We start from the raw sequence: 16,447 nt of genomic DNA, 5'->3' as shown, positions 1-16,447 counted from the left end.
CGATCAGAGCGCCAGCCGTGCGATGGCAAAGAGACCGACGCCTGCCGCACCGTAGCTCACGCAGGTCATCAGAAGGATCAGCACCTTTTCCATCGTGCCATGCACGTAGTCCTCGACCAGTGTCTGGAACCCGTCGTTGAAATGCTTGAACCCGACCACGATGGTCAATGCCGCGACGATCGCCGGGAACGGGCGGCTGTAATAGGCGAGGATCTCTTCGTAGGTGCCGCCGAGCGCCGCGCCAAAGGTAAAGACAAAGAACGGGATGAGGATCAGCAGCGCGACGGAGGATTTTTTCATCGACCAGAAATGCTCGGTCCCGGCCTTGGCCGAGCCCCAGCCCATTGCGCGCTTGCGGTCTGTCAGGAATGCCATGTGTTCTACTCCCGCTTATATCGCGATGACGGTGAGGATGGTGAGCACAACCGAGCCGATCACAACCGCCCAGCCGAGCTTCTCGGCGCTGTCGAGATCCAGCATCTTGGCGTTGTCCCAGATCAGGTGACGCACGCCCGCAAGCGTGTGATACCACAAAGCCCAGACAGACCCGAACATCACCAGATCGCCGAACCACGAGGTCACGAACCCATTGGCGACGGCGAAATACTCCTCTGAGGTTGCAGCGGCGAGAAACCACCACACGATCATCAACGACCCGATCAGCAGCGCGTTGCCGGTGATGCGGGTGAGGATGGATGTGACTGAGTTAAGCTGCGGCCGATACACCTGCAAATGCGGCGAAAGCGGTCGGTTCCCACGATTGACGTCGGCCATGTTCTGCGTCCCTTCGTTATCCTTGGGCCTGTTTTGTAAAGCTTTTCCCATCCAAGTCACGGGCACAGAGAGCCGCAGGGCGCGGTTTTTTGGCGCAATCAAGCAGAAATTCGAAAGTTTGTGATCACACTTTATGGCGTGTGATCACAAACCGATCTCCTGTGAACGGTAACATGAGAATCGCCGCGGTTCACGCCGCTCGGCGCTGTGCCCGCGGACAACTCCCCACCCCGGGTCAGTTCACGACGTCATACAGGCTGTCGAGATGATCAACATACTCGACACAGAAGATCACAGCGCGCAGATCCGCATCGTAAAACGCATTGACCTCTTCGCAGCGTTCATAATGCATGGCCAGCGGCTCAGGCCATGCATAGGCCGCATTGAGCAACGCGACCTCCTTGGCAAGAAGGTCCGCGATCGGGCCGTCGCGGTCCGTATGCAAGGTGATCGGCGCGCCATCCGTCCGGGCCTGCATCGCGTCGAACACCGGCGTCCAGCTGTCCCACGCAAGGTCGAACGCTTCCTCGCAGAGCGACGCGCGCTCTTCCGGCAACGCAAAAGCCTCGGCAAACGCCGCGCGACCGTCAGGGTCGGCACCGTAATGCAGACACACCAGGTTGTAGAGCCTTTGCATGTCGGGGCTGTGTTCACCCCAGAGCGCAATCTCGTCTCCGGCCTTCGCGCGCAGGATGTCTTCGCCCTTGTAGCCCTCGGCACTGGCTCTCGCGATCTGCAGCGCGTCTTCGGGGCTGTGCAGAAGCTCGACCAGAAGGACGGAGGCCACATCCGCGGCGTCCTCCTCCTTGCCGAAGACCGGCAGGCCTTCGAGATCGATCACCGCATGGCCAAGCTCGTGATAGAGGATCGACAGGATGTTGGCCCGGAGGAAGGCCTCGCGGTCTGTCTGCGCCGGGCTTTCCGCCCGGGAGTCCTGTGCCATGAGGCACAGCGTAGTGCTGAGCAATAAGGTGCGGAGGCTAGAAGTGCATCCCGGCTTCAACTGCGACACCGGAAGCGAAACCGTGCGCCGCTGAGAGCGTCGTCTACCGGTCCAACATACATGACCTGACAGACAGGATCTTCTTCGGGAAACTCGAGAATTTGTCCTGGCAGAAGACCGACTTCCTTCCCATTGAAATAGGTGCCGGCCCATGTCTCGCTTCCTCTTTTGAAGCGATGAAACCCGAGCGACGCAAAACTGCCGTCAGGGGCATCTAGATCCACCGCACTGCCGGGCGGCAGATCGAAAACGCCCGAAAAGACACGCAGGTAAGAGCCGCTTTCGCCACTATTCGGGGCAGCTTCGACCAATGCCTGCGAGACCGCGCCGAGCGCCGCAAGGCTTTCTTCCAGTTCCTGATCTGACGCTGAGTCAAACTCACTTTGCGAAACCGCTTCGGCTATCCCATTGAGACTGGCAACAACGTCATCAATTGTCTTGATGCTCGTATTGGTTGCCCAGTCGAAAAGCACTGTGCCAGAAACAGCCATCGCCACGAGCCCCGTCGCAAATGCGGCCCCTTCCTTCAAGAATTTCATTTTTCTCTTATACTCCGAAAAACGTTTTACTGCGGCATCAAGGCCCAGTAATCGAGATCGAGCAAGACCTCCGGCAAGTATTTCCCGTCATCCCCGCGCAATGACAGCGGCGTGCCGCCTTTTGTCGCGACGAGCCGCAAGCGGATCGCCCCGACGCCGGGTGCATCGGTTTCGGCCTTGTCGAGCACCTCGGACCACGCCCGCACCGTATCCCCCGCAAAGGCCGGGTTTGCGTGGGCCCCGGCATTCAGCCCGACGATCATCTGGGCGTTGGCCAGACCGTTGAAGCTCAGCGCGCGGGCCATGGAAATCACGTGGCCGCCATAAATCAGCCGCTTGCCATCAGCGCGGTTTGTGGCATCGAAATGGACCTTGGCCGTGTTTTGCCAGAGGCGGGTGGCCATCATGTGCTCGGCTTCCGACAAGGTCACGCCGTCGACATGATCTATCTTTTCGCCGATTGTGTAGTCGCCCCAGCGGTGCGGCTCCCCGGCCAGATCGAAATCGTAGCCGGTGAAATCGAGGCCCTGCGGGATCACCAGATCCGCCACATCGAGCGACTCGCGCAATGCCGGCACCACGGTCTCGGGCGCCGGAGCGTCAGGGTCTCGCTTGCGCACCATGACCCAGCGGCAATATTCCATCGCCGTGTTGCCGTTCTGGTCGAGTCCGCGGGTGCGCACATAGACCACGCCGGTCTTGCCGTTCGAGTTCTGCTTCAGTCCGATCACTTCGGACGTGGAGCGCAGCGTGTCACCAGGCCAGACCGGCTTGAGCCAGCGACCCTCGGCATAACCGAGATTGGCCACCGCGTTGAGCGACACATCCGGCACCGTCTTGCCAAAGACCACGTGGAACGCGGCGAGATCGTCGATCGGCGATGCCGGCAAACCGCAGTCTTGCGCAAACGCATCGGAGGAATAGAGCGCGTGACGTGCGGGATAGAGCGCATGGTAAAGCGCGCGTTCCCCCCCCGATACAGTCCGGGGCACCGCGTGATCGATCACCTGACCGATGCGGTAATCCTCGAAGAAGCGTCCGGCGTTGGTCTTGCTCTGTGCGGTTGTCATCACTGATCCCCCAGCTTCATGTCCGGCGCATAATCCCCGGGGACCTCCTTGGTGACCGCCTGACCGCAGCGCATGACGCCATTGGCATGATCATAAGCATAGGTCGGATCGCCGTAGAGCTCCCACCCCTTGGCAAGTGCGGCCGAAACCTTGTGGCAGAAAGCGGACGTATCGTCCTCTGTAAGCAGGCGGTAGAGTTTCATGATCTTATCCAGGGAAAGGCCAGACACCGAGCCAGGCGTGAATGCCCGTCATGGCGCCAAAGGCGACAAGGGTGATGATGACGAGCACGACGTCCTTCCTGGCCTCACCCGGTTCGGGGCGAACCCACTCTTCGGATTTGTTGATTATAACAACCTCGGCAACGGCCCAGGCGAGCAGCGTGCCGAACAGCAGGACCGAGGCCAGATCGCCATTGACCAGAAGGTGGGCCACCGCCCAGATCTTGACAGCCGTCAGTTGCGGGTGGCGCATCTTGCCCCGCAGCCGGCCGGTGGTGGCCGACATGCCGAACACAAAGACCGCCACAAGCATCAACAGGTTGTTGAGATGCACCGTCCAGAGCGGCGGTGTGTAAACCGGGATGAACTCCGCCCCGCGGTAGCCCCAGATCATCAGCCCGAGCGAGACGATGATCAGCACCGTGACGAGACCGCGGCCGCGATCGCCCATCTGCGCGCGCGCATCGGGCGCGATCCGTTTGAACAGATGCGCAACGATCCACAGCGCGAGACCGGCGGTCAATATGAAAAACATGGAGTTACTCCTTGGCTAAAGCGGCAATTGCTTCCGCTTTTGCCAGAGTTTCACGGGCCGTGTCCACGTGCAGGTTTTCAACGATCTTGCCATCGACCACGGCGACCCCCTGCCCTGCGGCCTCCGCGGCCGAGAATGCCTCGATCTGGCGGCGCGCCAGGTCGATTTCCTCCTCGGACGGCGCAAAGGCTGCATTGGCGATTTCGACCTGCGCGGGATGGATCAATGTCTTGCCGTCAAACCCCATGTCCCGGCCCTGGGCGCATTCGCGTTCGAGCCCTTCGGCGTCCTTGAACGCATTGTAAACCCCGTCGACAATCACCACGCCATGCGCCTTGGCCGCGAGCAGGCAGAGGCCGAGCCCCGGCATCATCGGCAAACGGTCCGGACGGAACCGGCTTTGCAGCTCCTTTGCGAGATCGTTGGTCCCCATCACCATGCCGGCGAGCCGTGGATGCGCGGCAATCCCGGCCGCGTTGAGCATACCGAGCGGTGTTTCCATCATCGCCCAGAGCGGCTTGTCGGTGATCGCCGCCAGCGCATCGAGCTGGGCGGTTGTCTCGACCTTCGGAAGCAGCACGGCGTCGCACTGCATGGTATCCGCAGCGCGGGCGTCCTCGGCGCCCCATTCGGTGTCCAGCCCGTTGATGCGCACGATGCGGGTCCGCTGCCCGTAACTCTGCGTCAATGCGGCGCTCAACGTGGCGCGGGCGGAGACCTTCTCGGATGGGGAGACGGCATCTTCGAGATCGAAAATCACCGCATCCACCGGGAGACCGCGCGCCTTTTCGAGCGCCCGCTCCCTGGAGCCCGGAATGTAGAGAACGGAACGGTAGGGGCGCGCGCGCATGTCCATGACGATTGTCCTTTGCGAAACATTATTGCGCGGAAAGGGCCATTTTTTTGCGCTCTGTTCAAGGCCTGATTTGCCGCAGTGCAGAATTTTTTGCCTGAACTTGGTCACGCATCGCGCAAAACCTCAGGATAATAGGGAGCATTGGAGGCAACGCACGCCGGGTTAACCTTTTGTTGGTTGCTCGGCTCCGAGACTGGTCACAGATCGCAAAGCGGCAGAGGGAGGGCAAACCGGATCAGGGCCGGGGGTGGCCGTCGGAGGGGGCTCACCAAGTCGGGGCGGCGGCGAAGTCGCACACGCCCGGACGCAGCACCGAAAAGGGCTAGACGATGAACAAGGATAAATTGACTGCAATCATGTTGGCGACCGGGCTGGTGTTCGGTGCCGCGACACTGGCACATGCACAGCAAGGCAACTGCGCCCCGCGCGCGGTGGTGGTCGAGCGTCTTGCCGAGAAATATGGCGAGACCCGTCAATCCATGGGGCTGGGCCACAACAATGCCGTGATGGAAGTGTTCGCTTCGGACGAATCCGGCTCCTGGACCATCACGGTGACACTGGTCAACGGGATGACCTGCCTCGTGGCGAGCGGCCAGGCCTTCGAAGAACTGGCCGAAGCCTTGCCCGCGCAGGGCGATCCCGCCTGACAGCGATGACACCGGGCCGGATGGCCCGGTGGAAGAGCCGATCTGCCGGTTTCTGCATGACGCGCGCATCGCGCAACAGACAGGCCCGGGCACCGGGCCCTGCGCCGCGAAATTGCAAACGGTGCTGCGTCAGCCAACAACGATCCAGCCGCGCGACACCGCGGGAATCGCTCTGCAACACGCTCTTGCGTCAACCCGACCTGTCCCCGGAGCGCGGGAGACAATCCCGGAGCATCGGCTTCAGAAACAAGCCCAATGGTGGGCGTCAGGAGCGAGCGCGGAGCCTGGTTTGGATCTTCAATCCGGTGCCAACCCGCTCCCCGGCGCGGGTCCCGGTCAGGGTCACACCCGGCGCTTGGATCAGGTGAGCGCATCCCAGATCAGCTTGCTCCCGGTCAGCGTCAGCGCCACGTAGGTGATCCCGAAGAACAGGCGTTCCGATACGCGGTGATGCGCCTTGATGCCCAGCCAAGTGCCGATCAGGGCGAAGGGCGCGAGACCCAATCCAAGCAGCAGCGTCTCACGGGTGAAGACGCCCATGCCGCCGTAAATGCCCACCTTCATCAGGTTGACCGCCCAGAACACCAGAACCGTGGTGGCCTGGTAGGCGGTTTTGCTCAGCCCCTGACCCAACAGATAAACCGCCGCAACCGGGCCGCCGGCGTGGCTGATGAAGCTGGTAAACCCCAGCCCCACACCGGCCACGGCCCCGCCCAGCGGGCCAACCCGGCGCGTGCCGAGCTTGATCAGACCCAGCGACCGAGCCAGTTGCCACAGCACGAACCCGACAGCCACAAGCCCGATCAGGAGCCGGATCAGATCCGCATCCGCCACCGCAAAAAACACCGCGCCGATCAGCGTGCCGGGCACCGCGCCGATCAGCAGGGCCCGCGCGGCCGGCCAATCCCAGAGCTTCCAGTAGGACGGCAGCGAGGAGACATCGATCAGCATCAACAGCGGCAGCATCAACCCCAGCGCCAGCCGCGGTTCAAGCACCAGCGCCAGAATCGAGGCGCTGGCAAAAGCCACCCCCGACCCGAAGCCTCCTTTGGAAATCCCGGCAAAGATCACCGCAGGCACGGCAATGGCAAAGACAGTCCAGCTCAGTATCTCCATGTCCCGTCCTGTCTCTAAAAATCATCCACTCCCATAGCCTTAGCCCCAACATTCGACAGATGCGAGACATACCGCGCCGCCACGCCGCAGCGCGGCACTCTTGCGTCAGGCCCAGTTATTCCTTACGCCATGCCGAAAAATCGCTCTAACGGACCGGAGAAAAATCCATGGCCAGACCCAAGATCGCCCTGATCGGCGCGGGACAGATCGGCGGCACGCTCGCCCACCTTGCAGCAATGAAAGAGCTTGGCGACGTTGTCCTTTTTGACATCGCCGAAGGCACGCCCGAGGGCAAGGCGCTCGACATCGCGGAGTCCGGCCCGTCGGAAGGGTTTGACGCCCGGCTCAAAGGCACGCAGGACTACGCCGATATCGCTGGCGCCGATGTCTGCATCGTGACCGCTGGCGTGCCGCGCAAGCCCGGCATGAGCCGCGACGACCTTCTGGGCATCAATCTCAAGGTGATGAAATCCGTGGGTGAAGGCATTCGTGACAATGCGCCGGACGCCTTCGTGATCTGCATCACCAACCCGCTCGACGCGATGGTCTGGGCGCTGCGTGAATTTTCCGGGCTGCCCCACAACAAGGTCTGCGGCATGGCCGGCGTGCTTGACAGCGCGCGGTTCCGCCACTTCCTCAGCCTTGAGTTCGATGTCTCCATGAAGGACGTGACCGCCTTCGTTCTGGGTGGCCACGGCGACACGATGGTGCCGCTGGTGCGCTATTCGACCGTGGGCGGCATCCCGCTGCCCGATCTGGTCAAGATGGGGTGGACCAGCCAGGAAAACCTCGACGCAATCGTGCAGCGCACCCGCGACGGTGGCGCAGAGATTGTCGGCCTGCTCAAGACCGGCTCTGCCTTTTACGCGCCTGCCACCTCCGCGATCGAAATGGCGGAATCCTACCTCAAGGATCAGAAGCGCGTGCTGCCCTGCGCGGCCTATTGCGACGGCCAGTTCGGCCTGGACGGCTTTTATGTCGGTGTGCCGACGGTGATCGGCGCCGGTGGCGTGGAGCGCGTCATCGATATCGAGATGACCAAGGACGAACAGGCGATGTTCGACAATTCCGTCAACGCGGTCAAAGGGTTGGTGGAAGCCTGCAAGGGGATCGACGAGAGCCTCGCCTGATCCGCATCACGCGACCACATGATTGTGAAACGCCGGGCCGCCTCACGCGCCCGGCGTTTTGCGTTTGAGCCGGCGCATGGAGCGCACCGTGTTGCGCAGTCGCTCGAACGCGCCGATGCGCCGAGCGGGGAGCGCACGGGCATCAAACGCAGCGACGCTGAGATCCGGGACAGAGCCGAAAACCGCGCGGAGCGCGGGCGTCGGGTCGAAAGACCGCGCGTCGAGCCGCCCTGCCTCCGCCAGCGCCGCGCGCTGCTCCGGCGTCACGCACTTGGTGTCCCGCACGAGCCGATCGCGCACGGCCTGATCTCTCCCGGCCTGCCAGAGCGCGACAAGCTGCGCCCGCCGGCCCGGCGCCGGAAAGGCGCTCCAGTTCGGCTGCTGCTCGATCTTGCGCGCCATTTTGGCGATGAAATGCGCCGGGGTCAGACCGTCGAAATGCAGGAGCGTCGCGCGCGACATGACGTGAATGGGCACCGGCGTGCCATCTGGCCGCGCGGGGCGATGCACCCCGATATCAAGCGCTTGCCCAGTCCGGGTGAAGCATTTATCCGCCGCATTTCCAGACAGTCCGAGGTCGAGATAGCGCGCCGCGTCGCCATAGACCGCCTCTACGTCAAAAGGCTGCGGCGGGTGCGGAACGGTGCGAAATTGACCGTCGAAAATCGTCTCGGGCGGCGTCTCGGAAAGCCAGAACCGGTCGCATGGCCGGACCCCAACACCCATCACCTCCGCGGGTGCGCTGCGCAGGGCGCGCATCACATGGTCGATATCGACGAGGAATTCATCCGCATCGATGTGCAACAGCCACTCGGCCTGCACCGTGCGGTAGGTTTGCGTGGCATTGCGGGCCTGCCGCATCGGCGTCGGCATGTGCACCCCCGCCGCGCGATCACCGGGGGGAACGATCACGCATCCGGGCACGGCGCCAAGCACCCTCTCGGCCTCCGCGTCCGGCGTATCGAGATGCAAGATGACCTCCCGCGCGCCAAGCGACACGTGATGCGCCACAAAGGCCATCAGGAGCGGCAGCGGTTCGGCCACCGTCGCCACGACGCTCCAGCTTGGCGCTGCGTTTGGCTGCATTTGCGGGCCTCCGGGTCTGCCTGCATGTGGTTCTAGCGAACTTGCGCCCCACCCGTAAGGGCCACACGTCCGACAATCGCACCTCCCGCGGCGCCGGGGACTGCGCCGCCATGGACCGCGCCGCTTGGGCCGCGCCGCTTCGGGACGGGCGCCCGGACCGGCAACATCCGGGAAACGGGTTGCACGTGATGTCCAGCCGCCACGGGGTTGCAGAGTTCGGGAGAGGACGCGGGACGGCACTAGGGCGCGCCCCATAAGCCCCGGTCGGCGGTGGGTGACCGGCGACGCGTTCTTGACGGTATCGCAAGAAGAAACGTCATCGCGCGCGGTGCCGGGCCAGACTGGACCAGGCCGGGCCCGTGCCTCCGCGCAACAACCCGGGCGTCCCCGGCAATGCGCCTGCGGCAAGGCGTTTGGATTGGCGCATGCCTGCGATGATGCAAAGGTCTTCTGACGCCATCTCGACCGGTGCCTCTGAATTTCGGAAAACCGTTTGATTCTCGAACCCGCGCCTGTTTCCGCAACCAGTGAAGACCGTTTGTGATCACACGATTTACAGCTGTGATCACAAATGTCGGAAAAACCGTGAATTGCCCGCCCTGCGGCAATTTCTCCCTTAGTATGCGATGGTAGACCGGCATAGTCGGCGTCAACCGCATTCAAAAAAACGGGGGACAGTGAACCCATGAATATCCACGAATACCAGGCCAAGGCGCTTCTGCGCAGCTACGGCGCACCGGTCAGCGATGGCCGCGTCGTGCTCAAATCGGACGAGGCCAAGACGGCAGCAGGCGCGCTCGACGGTCCGCTCTGGGTCGTCAAGGCGCAGATCCACGCCGGTGGCCGCGGCAAGGGCTCCTTCAAGGAAGCCGATGCCGGCGAAGCGGGCGGCGTGCGCCTTGCCAAATCCGTGGAGGAAGCGGAGCAGGAAGCCAAGCGCATGCTGGGGCGCACGCTTGTGACCAAGCAGACCGGCCCCGCGGGCAAGCAGGTCAACCGCATCTATATCGAGGACGGCTCCGGCATCGAGACGGAGATGTATCTCGCGCTGCTCGTGGATCGCCAGACTTCCCGCGTGAGCTTTGTCGCCTCCACAGAAGGCGGCATGGATATCGAGGAAGTGGCCGAGAGCACCCCGGAAAAGATCCTGTCCTTCTCGGTCGATCCGGCCACCGGGTATCAAGCCTTTCACGGCCGCCGCATCGCCTTCAACCTCGGCCTGACTGGCAAGCAGGTGAAGCAATGCGTGGCGCTCATGGGCACGCTCTACAAGCTTTTCACCGAAAAAGACATGGAGATGCTGGAGATCAACCCACTGATCGTGACCGATGGCGGCGATCTCAAATGCCTTGACGCCAAGATGAGCTTTGACGGCAACGCGCTTTACCGCCACGCGGATCTTTCCGAGCTGCGCGACGTGACCGAAGAGGACAGCAAGGAGCTTGAGGCGTCCAAGTATGACCTCAACTACATCGCGCTCGATGGCGAGATCGGCTGCATGGTGAACGGCGCGGGCCTTGCCATGGCGACGATGGACATCATCAAGCTCTATGGTGCGGAGCCTGCCAACTTCCTCGATGTGGGCGGTGGCGCGACCAAGGAAAAGGTCACAGAGGCATTCAAGATCATCACCTCCGACCCCAACGTCAAAGGCATCCTCGTGAACATCTTCGGCGGCATCATGCGCTGCGATGTGATCGCGGAGGGCGTTGTTGCCGCGGTCAAGGAAGTTGGCCTTCAGGTGCCGCTCGTTGTGCGTCTCGAAGGCACGAATGTCGAGAAGGGCAAGGAGATCATCTCCGGGTCCGGCCTCAACGTCATCGCCGCCGACGACCTCAAGGACGGCGCGGAGAAGATCGTGAAGGCGGTCAAGGGGTGAGCAGCGTTTCGGCATAGCCGGTGAAAGGTCCAGCGGACCTTTCAAGCTGTGACCGGGCTGGGCCCGGGGATCATCCAGACCAGGAAACAACGCGGGTAAGCCGCACGAATTTAGGAGAACGCCGAAATGGCCGTCCTCATCGACGAAAACACCAAAGTCATCTGCCAGGGCTTCACCGGCTCGCAAGGCACCTTCCACTCCGAGCAGGCCATCGCCTACGGCACCAAGATGGTTGGCGGGGTCACACCGGGCAAAGGCGGGATGACACATCTCGACCTGCCGGTCTTCAACTCCGTGCACGAGGCCAAGCATGTGACCGGGGCCAATGCCTCCGTGATCTACGTGCCCCCGCCCTTCGCCGCGGACAGCATCCTTGAAGCCATCGACGCGGAGATGGAGCTGATCGTCTGCATCACCGAAGGCATCCCGGTGCTCGACATGATGAAGGTCAAGCGCGCGCTGGAGACCTCCTCCAGCCGCCTGATCGGGCCGAACTGCCCCGGTGTCATCACGCCCGATGCCTGCAAGATCGGCATCATGCCCGGCCATATCCACAAGCGCGGCTCAGTCGGCGTGGTCTCGCGCTCCGGCACGCTCACCTACGAGGCGGTCAAGCAGACCTCGGACAGCGGGCTTGGCCAGTCCACCGCCGTGGGCATCGGGGGCGACCCGATCAAGGGCACCGAGCATATCGACGTGCTGGAAATGTTCCTTGCGGATGACGAGACGCAGAGCATCATCATGATCGGCGAGATCGGCGGCACGGCGGAAGAAGAAGCCGCACAGTTCCTCGCCGATGAGAAGAAGAAAGGCCGCTGGAAGCCCACCGCAGGCTTCATTGCCGGGCGCACCGCCCCTCCGGGCCGCCGCATGGGCCATGCCGGTGCCATCGTCGCGGGCGGTCAGGGTGACGCGGAGAGCAAGATCGAAGCCATGCGCGAAGCGGGCATCGTGGTCGCCGACAGCCCCGCGACGCTGGGCGAGGCCGTGCTTGAAGCCATCGGCTAGGCAGGGCCGGAAACGGATTTCGGGGGCCACCGCAACGCGGCCCCCGATACCAAGGGAGGCCCGATATCAAGGGAGGCCCGATATCAGGGAGGAGAGTGCGATGAAAATCGTTGACGCCGTCAAAACCAATCTCTCGAAATACGCGACCTTTTCGGGCCGCGCCGCACGACCGGAATACTGGTGGTTCATGCTGGCCGTATTTATCGGCGCTTTGGTTGTTTCGCTGATCGAAAGCGCGCTGTTTGGCGTGCCAGACGAGGGCGAAGCGGCGTCACAGCCGCTTTCGATGGTCTATTCGCTCGCGATCCTGATCCCGGTGATGGCCTCGGGCTGGCGCCGCATGCACGACACGGGGCGACCGGGCTGGTATCTTCTGCTGCCCTACGTCGTGAATATTGTGGGGTTTGCCATGCTGTTTCTTGGTGTCGCCGGTTTCACGCAGATGGAAAATGCAGGGGCGGACCCTGATGCGTTGCGGGGTGGCGCGGTCCTGCTTGGCGGTGCCGGGATCCTGATCCTGTCGCTCGTGCAGCTTGTGCTGCTTGTTTTGCTGATCTGGTGGCTGTCACGTCCCGGAGAGGACGGGCCCAACCCTTACGGGCCTCCGCCCGTCACCTGAGTTCTCGTCATGGACATGCGCGCACATATCCTTGCGGGCTATCGCAATTATGCCCGGTTCACCGGTCGCACCGCGCGGCCGGAGTTCTGGACCTTTGCCGTCTTTCTTCTGGTGGCGCTGATCGTGCTGACCCTTGTGGCGCCGATGCTCGGCGGCGCGTTCCTGCTGGTCTCCGCCTTGCCCGGCACGGCAGCAACCGTGCGGCGCCTGCATGACATGGGCCGCACTGGCTGGTGGGTTCTGCTGCCGGCGATCGTTCTACCCGCCTGGCTCATGGTGTGGATCGCGTCGGCGGCCGCAGCGCTTGCGGTGCGGGTCGATCTTCTGGATGACGACCGGTATTTCCTCGGGGCAACGGGCATTGCCTTTCTCGCCGCGGCGATCTTCGGCACGTGGCTCGCAGCACCCTCCGATCCCGGCCCCAATGCTTACGGACCGGCCCCGCAGGGAGGAGCGTCATGAGCACGCGCAGCCCCACGAGCCGTCTGATCTGGGCCATTGGCATGGCGGTGTTCATCACCGTGCTGGCGCTTTGGCCACGCAAGGCCGACGACGCGGACATTCTCGCGCGCATCGCATGCAATGCCGACGCGGTGGCGCTGCACCAGCATCTTCACGCGCAAGGCACACAAGACCCTGCCTTTATGGCACAGTTCGACACCATCCAGGACTACATGGCCGGGCTGCGCCGCCGCGACGACCCGCATCTCGTTCATGTGCGCCCTGCCATTGCCAGCGCCGAGGCCGCCCGCGACGCGGCGCTCGCGGAAAACCCGCAGTCCTATCTGCTCGCTTCGAAATCGGCGGTTCAGACCTGTCACGACATGCTGTTTGGAGAGACAGCATGATCGTGCTTATCCCGCCTGTCCCCTCCGTCCTTCCCGGTCTCCATAAAGACGGTCCCAATCCCAACGAGGTGTCCCCATGACCGACCAATCCCCCAACGACCAGTTCCACGCCTCCTCCTTCATGCAGGGGCACAACGCGGAATATCTCGAACAGATGTATGCCCGCTACGCCAACGACCCCAATGCGGTCGATGCCGCATGGCAGGAGTTCTTCCGCGCGCTTGGCGATGCGGAGATGGACGTCAAGAAAGAGGCCACCGGTCCAAGCTGGGCGCGCCAGGATTGGCCGCCGCAGCCCACCGATGACATGACCGCCGCGCTGACCGGCGAATGGCCGATGCCGATGGTGCCCGCCGAGGCGAAAGGCGCGGGCCAGAAGATCGCGGCGAAGGCCGAGGAAAAGGGTGTGACCGTGACCGACGATCAGGTCCAGCGCGCCGTGCTCGACAGCATCCGCGCGCTGATGCTGATCCGCGCTTACCGGATCCGGGGCCATCTCGCCGCCGATCTGGACCCGCTGGGCATGCGCAACGACTCCGATCATCCCGAGCTCGATCCGAAATCCTACGGCTTCACAGAGGCCGACATGGACCGCCCGATCTTTATCGACAACGTGTTGGGCCTTCAGATTGCCTCGCTGCGCGAGATCGTCTCGATCGTGAAGCGCACCTATTGCGGCACGTTTGCGCTGCAATACATGCACATTTCCGACCCCGAACAATCGGCCTGGCTCAAGGAGCGGATCGAGGGTTTCGGCAAGGAGGTGAAATTCACCCGCGAAGGGCGTCGCGCGATCCTCAACAAGATGGTCGAGGCCGAAGGGTTCGAGAAGTTCCTGCATGTCAAATACATGGGCACCAAGCGCTTCGGCCTTGATGGCGGCGAGAGCCTGATCCCCGCGATGGAGCAGATCATCAAGCGCGGCGGCGCGCTGGGCGTCGAGGAAATCGTCATCGGCATGCCGCACCGCGGCCGTTTGTCCGTGCTCGCCAACGTGATGGGCAAACCCTACAAGGCGATCTTCAACGAGTTCCAGGGCGGCAGCTTCAAGCCCGAGGACGTGGATGGATCGGGCGATGTGAAATATCACCTCGGCGCCTCGTCGGACCGCGAGTTCGACGGCAACTCGGTGCACCTGTCGCTGACCGCCAACCCCAGCCACCTCGAAGCGGTGAACCCGGTGGTACTCGGCAAGGTCCGCGCCAAGCAGGACCAGAAGAACGATGCCATGCGCACAAGCGTGATGCCGATCCTGCTGCATGGCGATGCTGCCTTTGCCGGTCAGGGCGTTGTGGCGGAGTGCTTCGCGCTCTCGGGTCTGCGCGGTCACAAGACCGGCGGCACCATGCATATCGTGGTCAACAACCAGATCGGCTTTACCACCGCGCCCCACTTCTCGCGCTCCTCGCCCTACCCCACCGACAACGCGCTGGTGGTCGAGGCACCGATCTTCCACGTCAATGGCGACGACCCGGAAGCGGTGGTGCATGCCGCCAAGGTCGCCACGGAGTTCCGCCAGAAATTCCGCAAGGACGTGGTCATCGACATCTTCTGCTACCGCCGCTTTGGTCACAACGAAGGCGACGAGCCGATGTTCACCAACCCGGTGATGTATAAGAAGATCAAGGGCCACAAGACGACGCTCTCTCTCTATACGGAACGGCTGGTCAAGGACGGCCTGATTCCCGAGGGCGAAATCGAGGACATGAAGGCCGCGTTCCAGGCGCATCTCAACGAGGAATTCGAAGCGGGCAAGAACTTCAAGCCCAACAAGGCCGATTGGCTTGACGGGCGCTGGTCGCATCTCGACCGGCAGAAGCAGGGCAAATACCAGCGCGGCAAGACCGCCATCGCCCCCGAAACGCTGGCCGATGTGGGCACCGCGCTGACGCGCGTGCCCGACGGCTTCCCGCTGCACAAGACCGTCGGGCGGCTTGTGGAGGCGCGCGCCAAGATGTTCGAGACGGGATCGGGGTTTGATTGGGCCACGGCCGAGGCGCTGGCCTTCGGCTCGCTCCAGACTGAGGGCTACCCGGTGCGCCTTGCCGGGCAGGACAGCACCCGCGGCACGTTCAGCCAACGCCATTCCGGCTTCGTGAACCAGGAAACCGAAGAGCGCTACTACCCGCTCAACCACATCCGGGAGGGTCAGGCCCATTACGAGGTGATCGACAGCGCGCTGTCGGAATACGCGGTGCTGGGGTTCGAATATGGCTACAGCCTTGCCGAGCCAAACGCCCTCGTGCTCTGGGAGGCGCAGTTCGGCGATTTCGCCAATGGCGCGCAGATCATGTTCGACCAGTTCATCTCCTCGGGCGAAAGCAAGTGGCTGCGCATGTCCGGGCTGGTCTGCCTGATGCCGCACGGCTTCGAGGGACAGGGACCGGAGCACAGCTCTGCGCGGCTGGAACGCTTCTTGCAGCTCTGCGGTCAGGATAACTGGATCGTGGCGAACTGCTCGACACCGGCAAACTACTTCCACATCCTGCGCCGCCAATTGCATCGCAGCTACCGCAAACCGCTCATGCTGATGACGCCCAAGTCGCTGCTGCGGCACAAGCTGTGCATCTCCAACGCGGAGGATTTCACCGACGGGTCGAGCTTCCACCGGGTGCTCTGGGACGATGCCCAGAAGGGCAATTCGGACACGACATTGGTCGCGGATGACAAGATCAAGCGCGTCGTGATGTGCTCGGGCAAGGTGTATTACGACTTGCTGGAGGAACGCGATGCCCGTGGGATCGACGACATCTACCTGCTGCGGTTCGAACAATTCTATCCCTTCCCCGCGATCTCGGCGGTCAAGGAACTCGAACGCTTCCCGCAGGCAGAGATGATCTGGTGTCAGGAAGAACCCAAGAACCAGGGGGCGTGGAGCTTCATCGAACCCAATCTCGAATGGGTCCTGGGCCGCATCGGGGCCGCGCACAAGCGCCCGGTCTATGTGGGCCGCGCCACCTCTGCGTCCCCCGCCACCGGTCTGGCAAGCCAGCACAAGGCCCAGCAGATGGCGCTCGTCGACGAGGCCCTGACGATCACAAAGGACTGAGCCCGTGCGGCGTTGGGGCATCCGCACCCTTGCGCCGCGCGGCCCGGGCCGCAAACGCCGCCTCACG

General features: G+C 63.0%; 18 protein-coding genes. 8 read left to right on the top strand and 10 right to left on the bottom strand.

The features are described 5' to 3' along the window. Window positions 1–3 precede the first annotated feature (3 nt). From sdhD to J1C49_RS02910, 8 genes are all read right to left on the bottom strand, one after another. Window positions 4–375, bottom strand: coding sequence for a succinate dehydrogenase, hydrophobic membrane anchor protein (sdhD, locus tag J1C49_RS02945; protein ID WP_227444305.1), 372 nt, complete (start codon window positions 373–375; stop codon window positions 4–6). A 15-nt stretch (window positions 376–390) separates the two neighbouring features. Next, window positions 391–774, bottom strand: a complete 384-nt coding sequence (gene sdhC, locus J1C49_RS02940; protein ID WP_227444304.1) for a succinate dehydrogenase, cytochrome b556 subunit — start codon at window positions 772–774, stop codon at window positions 391–393. Window positions 775–1,009: 235 nt separating this feature from the next. Then, window positions 1,010–1,717: a DUF4344 domain-containing metallopeptidase gene (locus tag J1C49_RS02935; RefSeq protein ID WP_227444303.1), complete on the bottom strand. Its 708-nt coding sequence runs from the start codon at window positions 1,715–1,717 to the stop codon at window positions 1,010–1,012. Between the two features lie 56 nt (window positions 1,718–1,773). Beyond that, window positions 1,774–2,316, bottom strand: coding sequence for a hypothetical protein (locus tag J1C49_RS02930; protein ID WP_227444302.1), 543 nt, complete (start codon window positions 2,314–2,316; stop codon window positions 1,774–1,776). A gap of 26 nt (window positions 2,317–2,342) precedes the next feature. After that, a complete protein-coding gene (locus J1C49_RS02925) occupies window positions 2,343–3,386 on the bottom strand; it encodes a MaoC family dehydratase (protein WP_227444301.1) in 1,044 nt (347 codons plus the stop codon). After that, complete coding sequence (locus J1C49_RS02920; protein WP_227444300.1) at window positions 3,386–3,589, bottom strand: DUF1737 domain-containing protein; 204 nt, start codon at window positions 3,587–3,589, stop codon at window positions 3,386–3,388. The genes J1C49_RS02925 and J1C49_RS02920 overlap by 1 nt, the downstream gene beginning before the upstream one ends. A 4-nt stretch (window positions 3,590–3,593) precedes the next feature. Continuing rightward, window positions 3,594–4,142, bottom strand: coding sequence for an NnrU family protein (locus J1C49_RS02915; RefSeq protein WP_227444299.1), 549 nt, complete (start codon window positions 4,140–4,142; stop codon window positions 3,594–3,596). Between the two features lie 4 nt (window positions 4,143–4,146). Next, complete coding sequence (locus J1C49_RS02910) at window positions 4,147–4,998, bottom strand: CoA ester lyase (protein WP_227444298.1); 852 nt, start codon at window positions 4,996–4,998, stop codon at window positions 4,147–4,149. A 329-nt stretch (window positions 4,999–5,327) separates the two neighbouring features. Here J1C49_RS02910 and J1C49_RS02905 point away from each other — a divergent pair, with 329 nt between their 5' ends. Continuing rightward, a complete protein-coding gene (locus J1C49_RS02905; RefSeq protein ID WP_370639363.1) occupies window positions 5,328–5,645 on the top strand; it encodes a hypothetical protein in 318 nt (105 codons plus the stop codon). Between the two features lie 360 nt (window positions 5,646–6,005). On the opposite strand, the gene J1C49_RS02900 is transcribed toward J1C49_RS02905, so the two are convergent. Then, window positions 6,006–6,761, bottom strand: coding sequence for a sulfite exporter TauE/SafE family protein (locus J1C49_RS02900; protein WP_227444297.1), 756 nt, complete (start codon window positions 6,759–6,761; stop codon window positions 6,006–6,008). Window positions 6,762–6,928: 167 nt separating this feature from the next. Here J1C49_RS02900 and mdh point away from each other — a divergent pair, with 167 nt between their 5' ends. Continuing rightward, complete coding sequence (gene mdh / locus J1C49_RS02895; RefSeq protein WP_227444296.1) at window positions 6,929–7,891, top strand: malate dehydrogenase; 963 nt, start codon at window positions 6,929–6,931, stop codon at window positions 7,889–7,891. Between the two features lie 42 nt (window positions 7,892–7,933). Here the strand turns inward: mdh and J1C49_RS02890 are convergent, their stop codons facing one another. Further along, complete coding sequence (locus J1C49_RS02890) at window positions 7,934–8,977, bottom strand: glycosyltransferase family 2 protein (protein ID WP_227444295.1); 1,044 nt, start codon at window positions 8,975–8,977, stop codon at window positions 7,934–7,936. Window positions 8,978–9,662: 685 nt separating this feature from the next. Here J1C49_RS02890 and sucC point away from each other — a divergent pair. From sucC to J1C49_RS02860, 6 genes are all read left to right on the top strand, one after another. After that, the gene (gene sucC, locus J1C49_RS02885) at window positions 9,663–10,856 is read left to right on the top strand and encodes an ADP-forming succinate--CoA ligase subunit beta (protein ID WP_227444294.1); all 1,194 of its coding nucleotides are present in this window, start codon (window positions 9,663–9,665) and stop codon (window positions 10,854–10,856) included. Window positions 10,857–10,982: 126 nt separating this feature from the next. After that, on the top strand, window positions 10,983–11,864 hold the full coding sequence (sucD, locus tag J1C49_RS02880; protein WP_227444293.1) for a succinate--CoA ligase subunit alpha: 882 nt from the start codon (window positions 10,983–10,985) through the stop codon (window positions 11,862–11,864). Between the two features lie 100 nt (window positions 11,865–11,964). Continuing rightward, window positions 11,965–12,483 carry a DUF805 domain-containing protein gene (locus tag J1C49_RS02875; protein WP_227444292.1) on the top strand — a complete coding sequence of 173 codons (519 nt, stop codon included), beginning with the start codon at window positions 11,965–11,967 and terminating at the stop codon, window positions 12,481–12,483. Between the two features lie 9 nt (window positions 12,484–12,492). Next, the gene (locus J1C49_RS02870; protein WP_227444291.1) at window positions 12,493–12,945 is read left to right on the top strand and encodes a DUF805 domain-containing protein; all 453 of its coding nucleotides are present in this window, start codon (window positions 12,493–12,495) and stop codon (window positions 12,943–12,945) included. After that, window positions 12,942–13,331 carry a hypothetical protein gene (locus J1C49_RS02865; protein WP_227444290.1) on the top strand — a complete coding sequence of 130 codons (390 nt, stop codon included), beginning with the start codon at window positions 12,942–12,944 and terminating at the stop codon, window positions 13,329–13,331. The genes J1C49_RS02870 and J1C49_RS02865 overlap by 4 nt, the downstream gene beginning before the upstream one ends. A 76-nt stretch (window positions 13,332–13,407) precedes the next feature. After that, the gene (locus tag J1C49_RS02860) at window positions 13,408–16,380 is read left to right on the top strand and encodes a 2-oxoglutarate dehydrogenase E1 component (RefSeq protein ID WP_227444289.1); all 2,973 of its coding nucleotides are present in this window, start codon (window positions 13,408–13,410) and stop codon (window positions 16,378–16,380) included. Window positions 16,381–16,447: the final 67 nt, after the last annotated feature.

Source organism: Cognatishimia sp. F0-27, assembly GCF_020667845.1.
Lineage (GTDB): Bacteria > Pseudomonadota > Alphaproteobacteria > Rhodobacterales > Rhodobacteraceae > JAFMPQ01.
The sequence above is the reverse complement of the archived record's forward strand: the minus strand, read 5'-3'. Positions and strand labels throughout refer to the sequence as shown.

Excerpts from the sequence above, each read along its gene's own strand:
- sdhD (WP_227444305.1), bottom strand. The coding sequence starts at position 375 with ATGGCATTCCTGACAGACCGCAAGCGCGCAATGGGCTGGGGCTCGGCC.
- sdhC (WP_227444304.1), bottom strand. The coding sequence starts at position 774 with ATGGCCGACGTCAATCGTGGGAACCGACCGCTTTCGCCGCATTTGCAG.
- J1C49_RS02935 (WP_227444303.1), bottom strand. The coding sequence starts at position 1,717 with ATGGCACAGGACTCCCGGGCGGAAAGCCCGGCGCAGACAGACCGCGAG.
- J1C49_RS02930 (WP_227444302.1), bottom strand. The coding sequence starts at position 2,316 with ATGAAATTCTTGAAGGAAGGGGCCGCATTTGCGACGGGGCTCGTGGCG.
- J1C49_RS02925 (WP_227444301.1), bottom strand. The coding sequence starts at position 3,386 with ATGACAACCGCACAGAGCAAGACCAACGCCGGACGCTTCTTCGAGGAT.
- J1C49_RS02920 (WP_227444300.1), bottom strand. The coding sequence starts at position 3,589 with ATGAAACTCTACCGCCTGCTTACAGAGGACGATACGTCCGCTTTCTGC.
- J1C49_RS02915 (WP_227444299.1), bottom strand. The coding sequence starts at position 4,142 with ATGTTTTTCATATTGACCGCCGGTCTCGCGCTGTGGATCGTTGCGCAT.
- J1C49_RS02910 (WP_227444298.1), bottom strand. The coding sequence starts at position 4,998 with ATGGACATGCGCGCGCGCCCCTACCGTTCCGTTCTCTACATTCCGGGC.
- J1C49_RS02905 (WP_370639363.1), top strand. The coding sequence starts at position 5,328 with ATGAACAAGGATAAATTGACTGCAATCATGTTGGCGACCGGGCTGGTG.
- J1C49_RS02900 (WP_227444297.1), bottom strand. The coding sequence starts at position 6,761 with ATGGAGATACTGAGCTGGACTGTCTTTGCCATTGCCGTGCCTGCGGTG.
- mdh (WP_227444296.1), top strand. The coding sequence starts at position 6,929 with ATGGCCAGACCCAAGATCGCCCTGATCGGCGCGGGACAGATCGGCGGC.
- J1C49_RS02890 (WP_227444295.1), bottom strand. The coding sequence starts at position 8,977 with ATGCAGCCAAACGCAGCGCCAAGCTGGAGCGTCGTGGCGACGGTGGCC.
- sucC (WP_227444294.1), top strand. The coding sequence starts at position 9,663 with ATGAATATCCACGAATACCAGGCCAAGGCGCTTCTGCGCAGCTACGGC.
- sucD (WP_227444293.1), top strand. The coding sequence starts at position 10,983 with ATGGCCGTCCTCATCGACGAAAACACCAAAGTCATCTGCCAGGGCTTC.
- J1C49_RS02875 (WP_227444292.1), top strand. The coding sequence starts at position 11,965 with ATGAAAATCGTTGACGCCGTCAAAACCAATCTCTCGAAATACGCGACC.
- J1C49_RS02870 (WP_227444291.1), top strand. The coding sequence starts at position 12,493 with ATGGACATGCGCGCACATATCCTTGCGGGCTATCGCAATTATGCCCGG.
- J1C49_RS02865 (WP_227444290.1), top strand. The coding sequence starts at position 12,942 with ATGAGCACGCGCAGCCCCACGAGCCGTCTGATCTGGGCCATTGGCATG.
- J1C49_RS02860 (WP_227444289.1), top strand. The coding sequence starts at position 13,408 with ATGACCGACCAATCCCCCAACGACCAGTTCCACGCCTCCTCCTTCATG.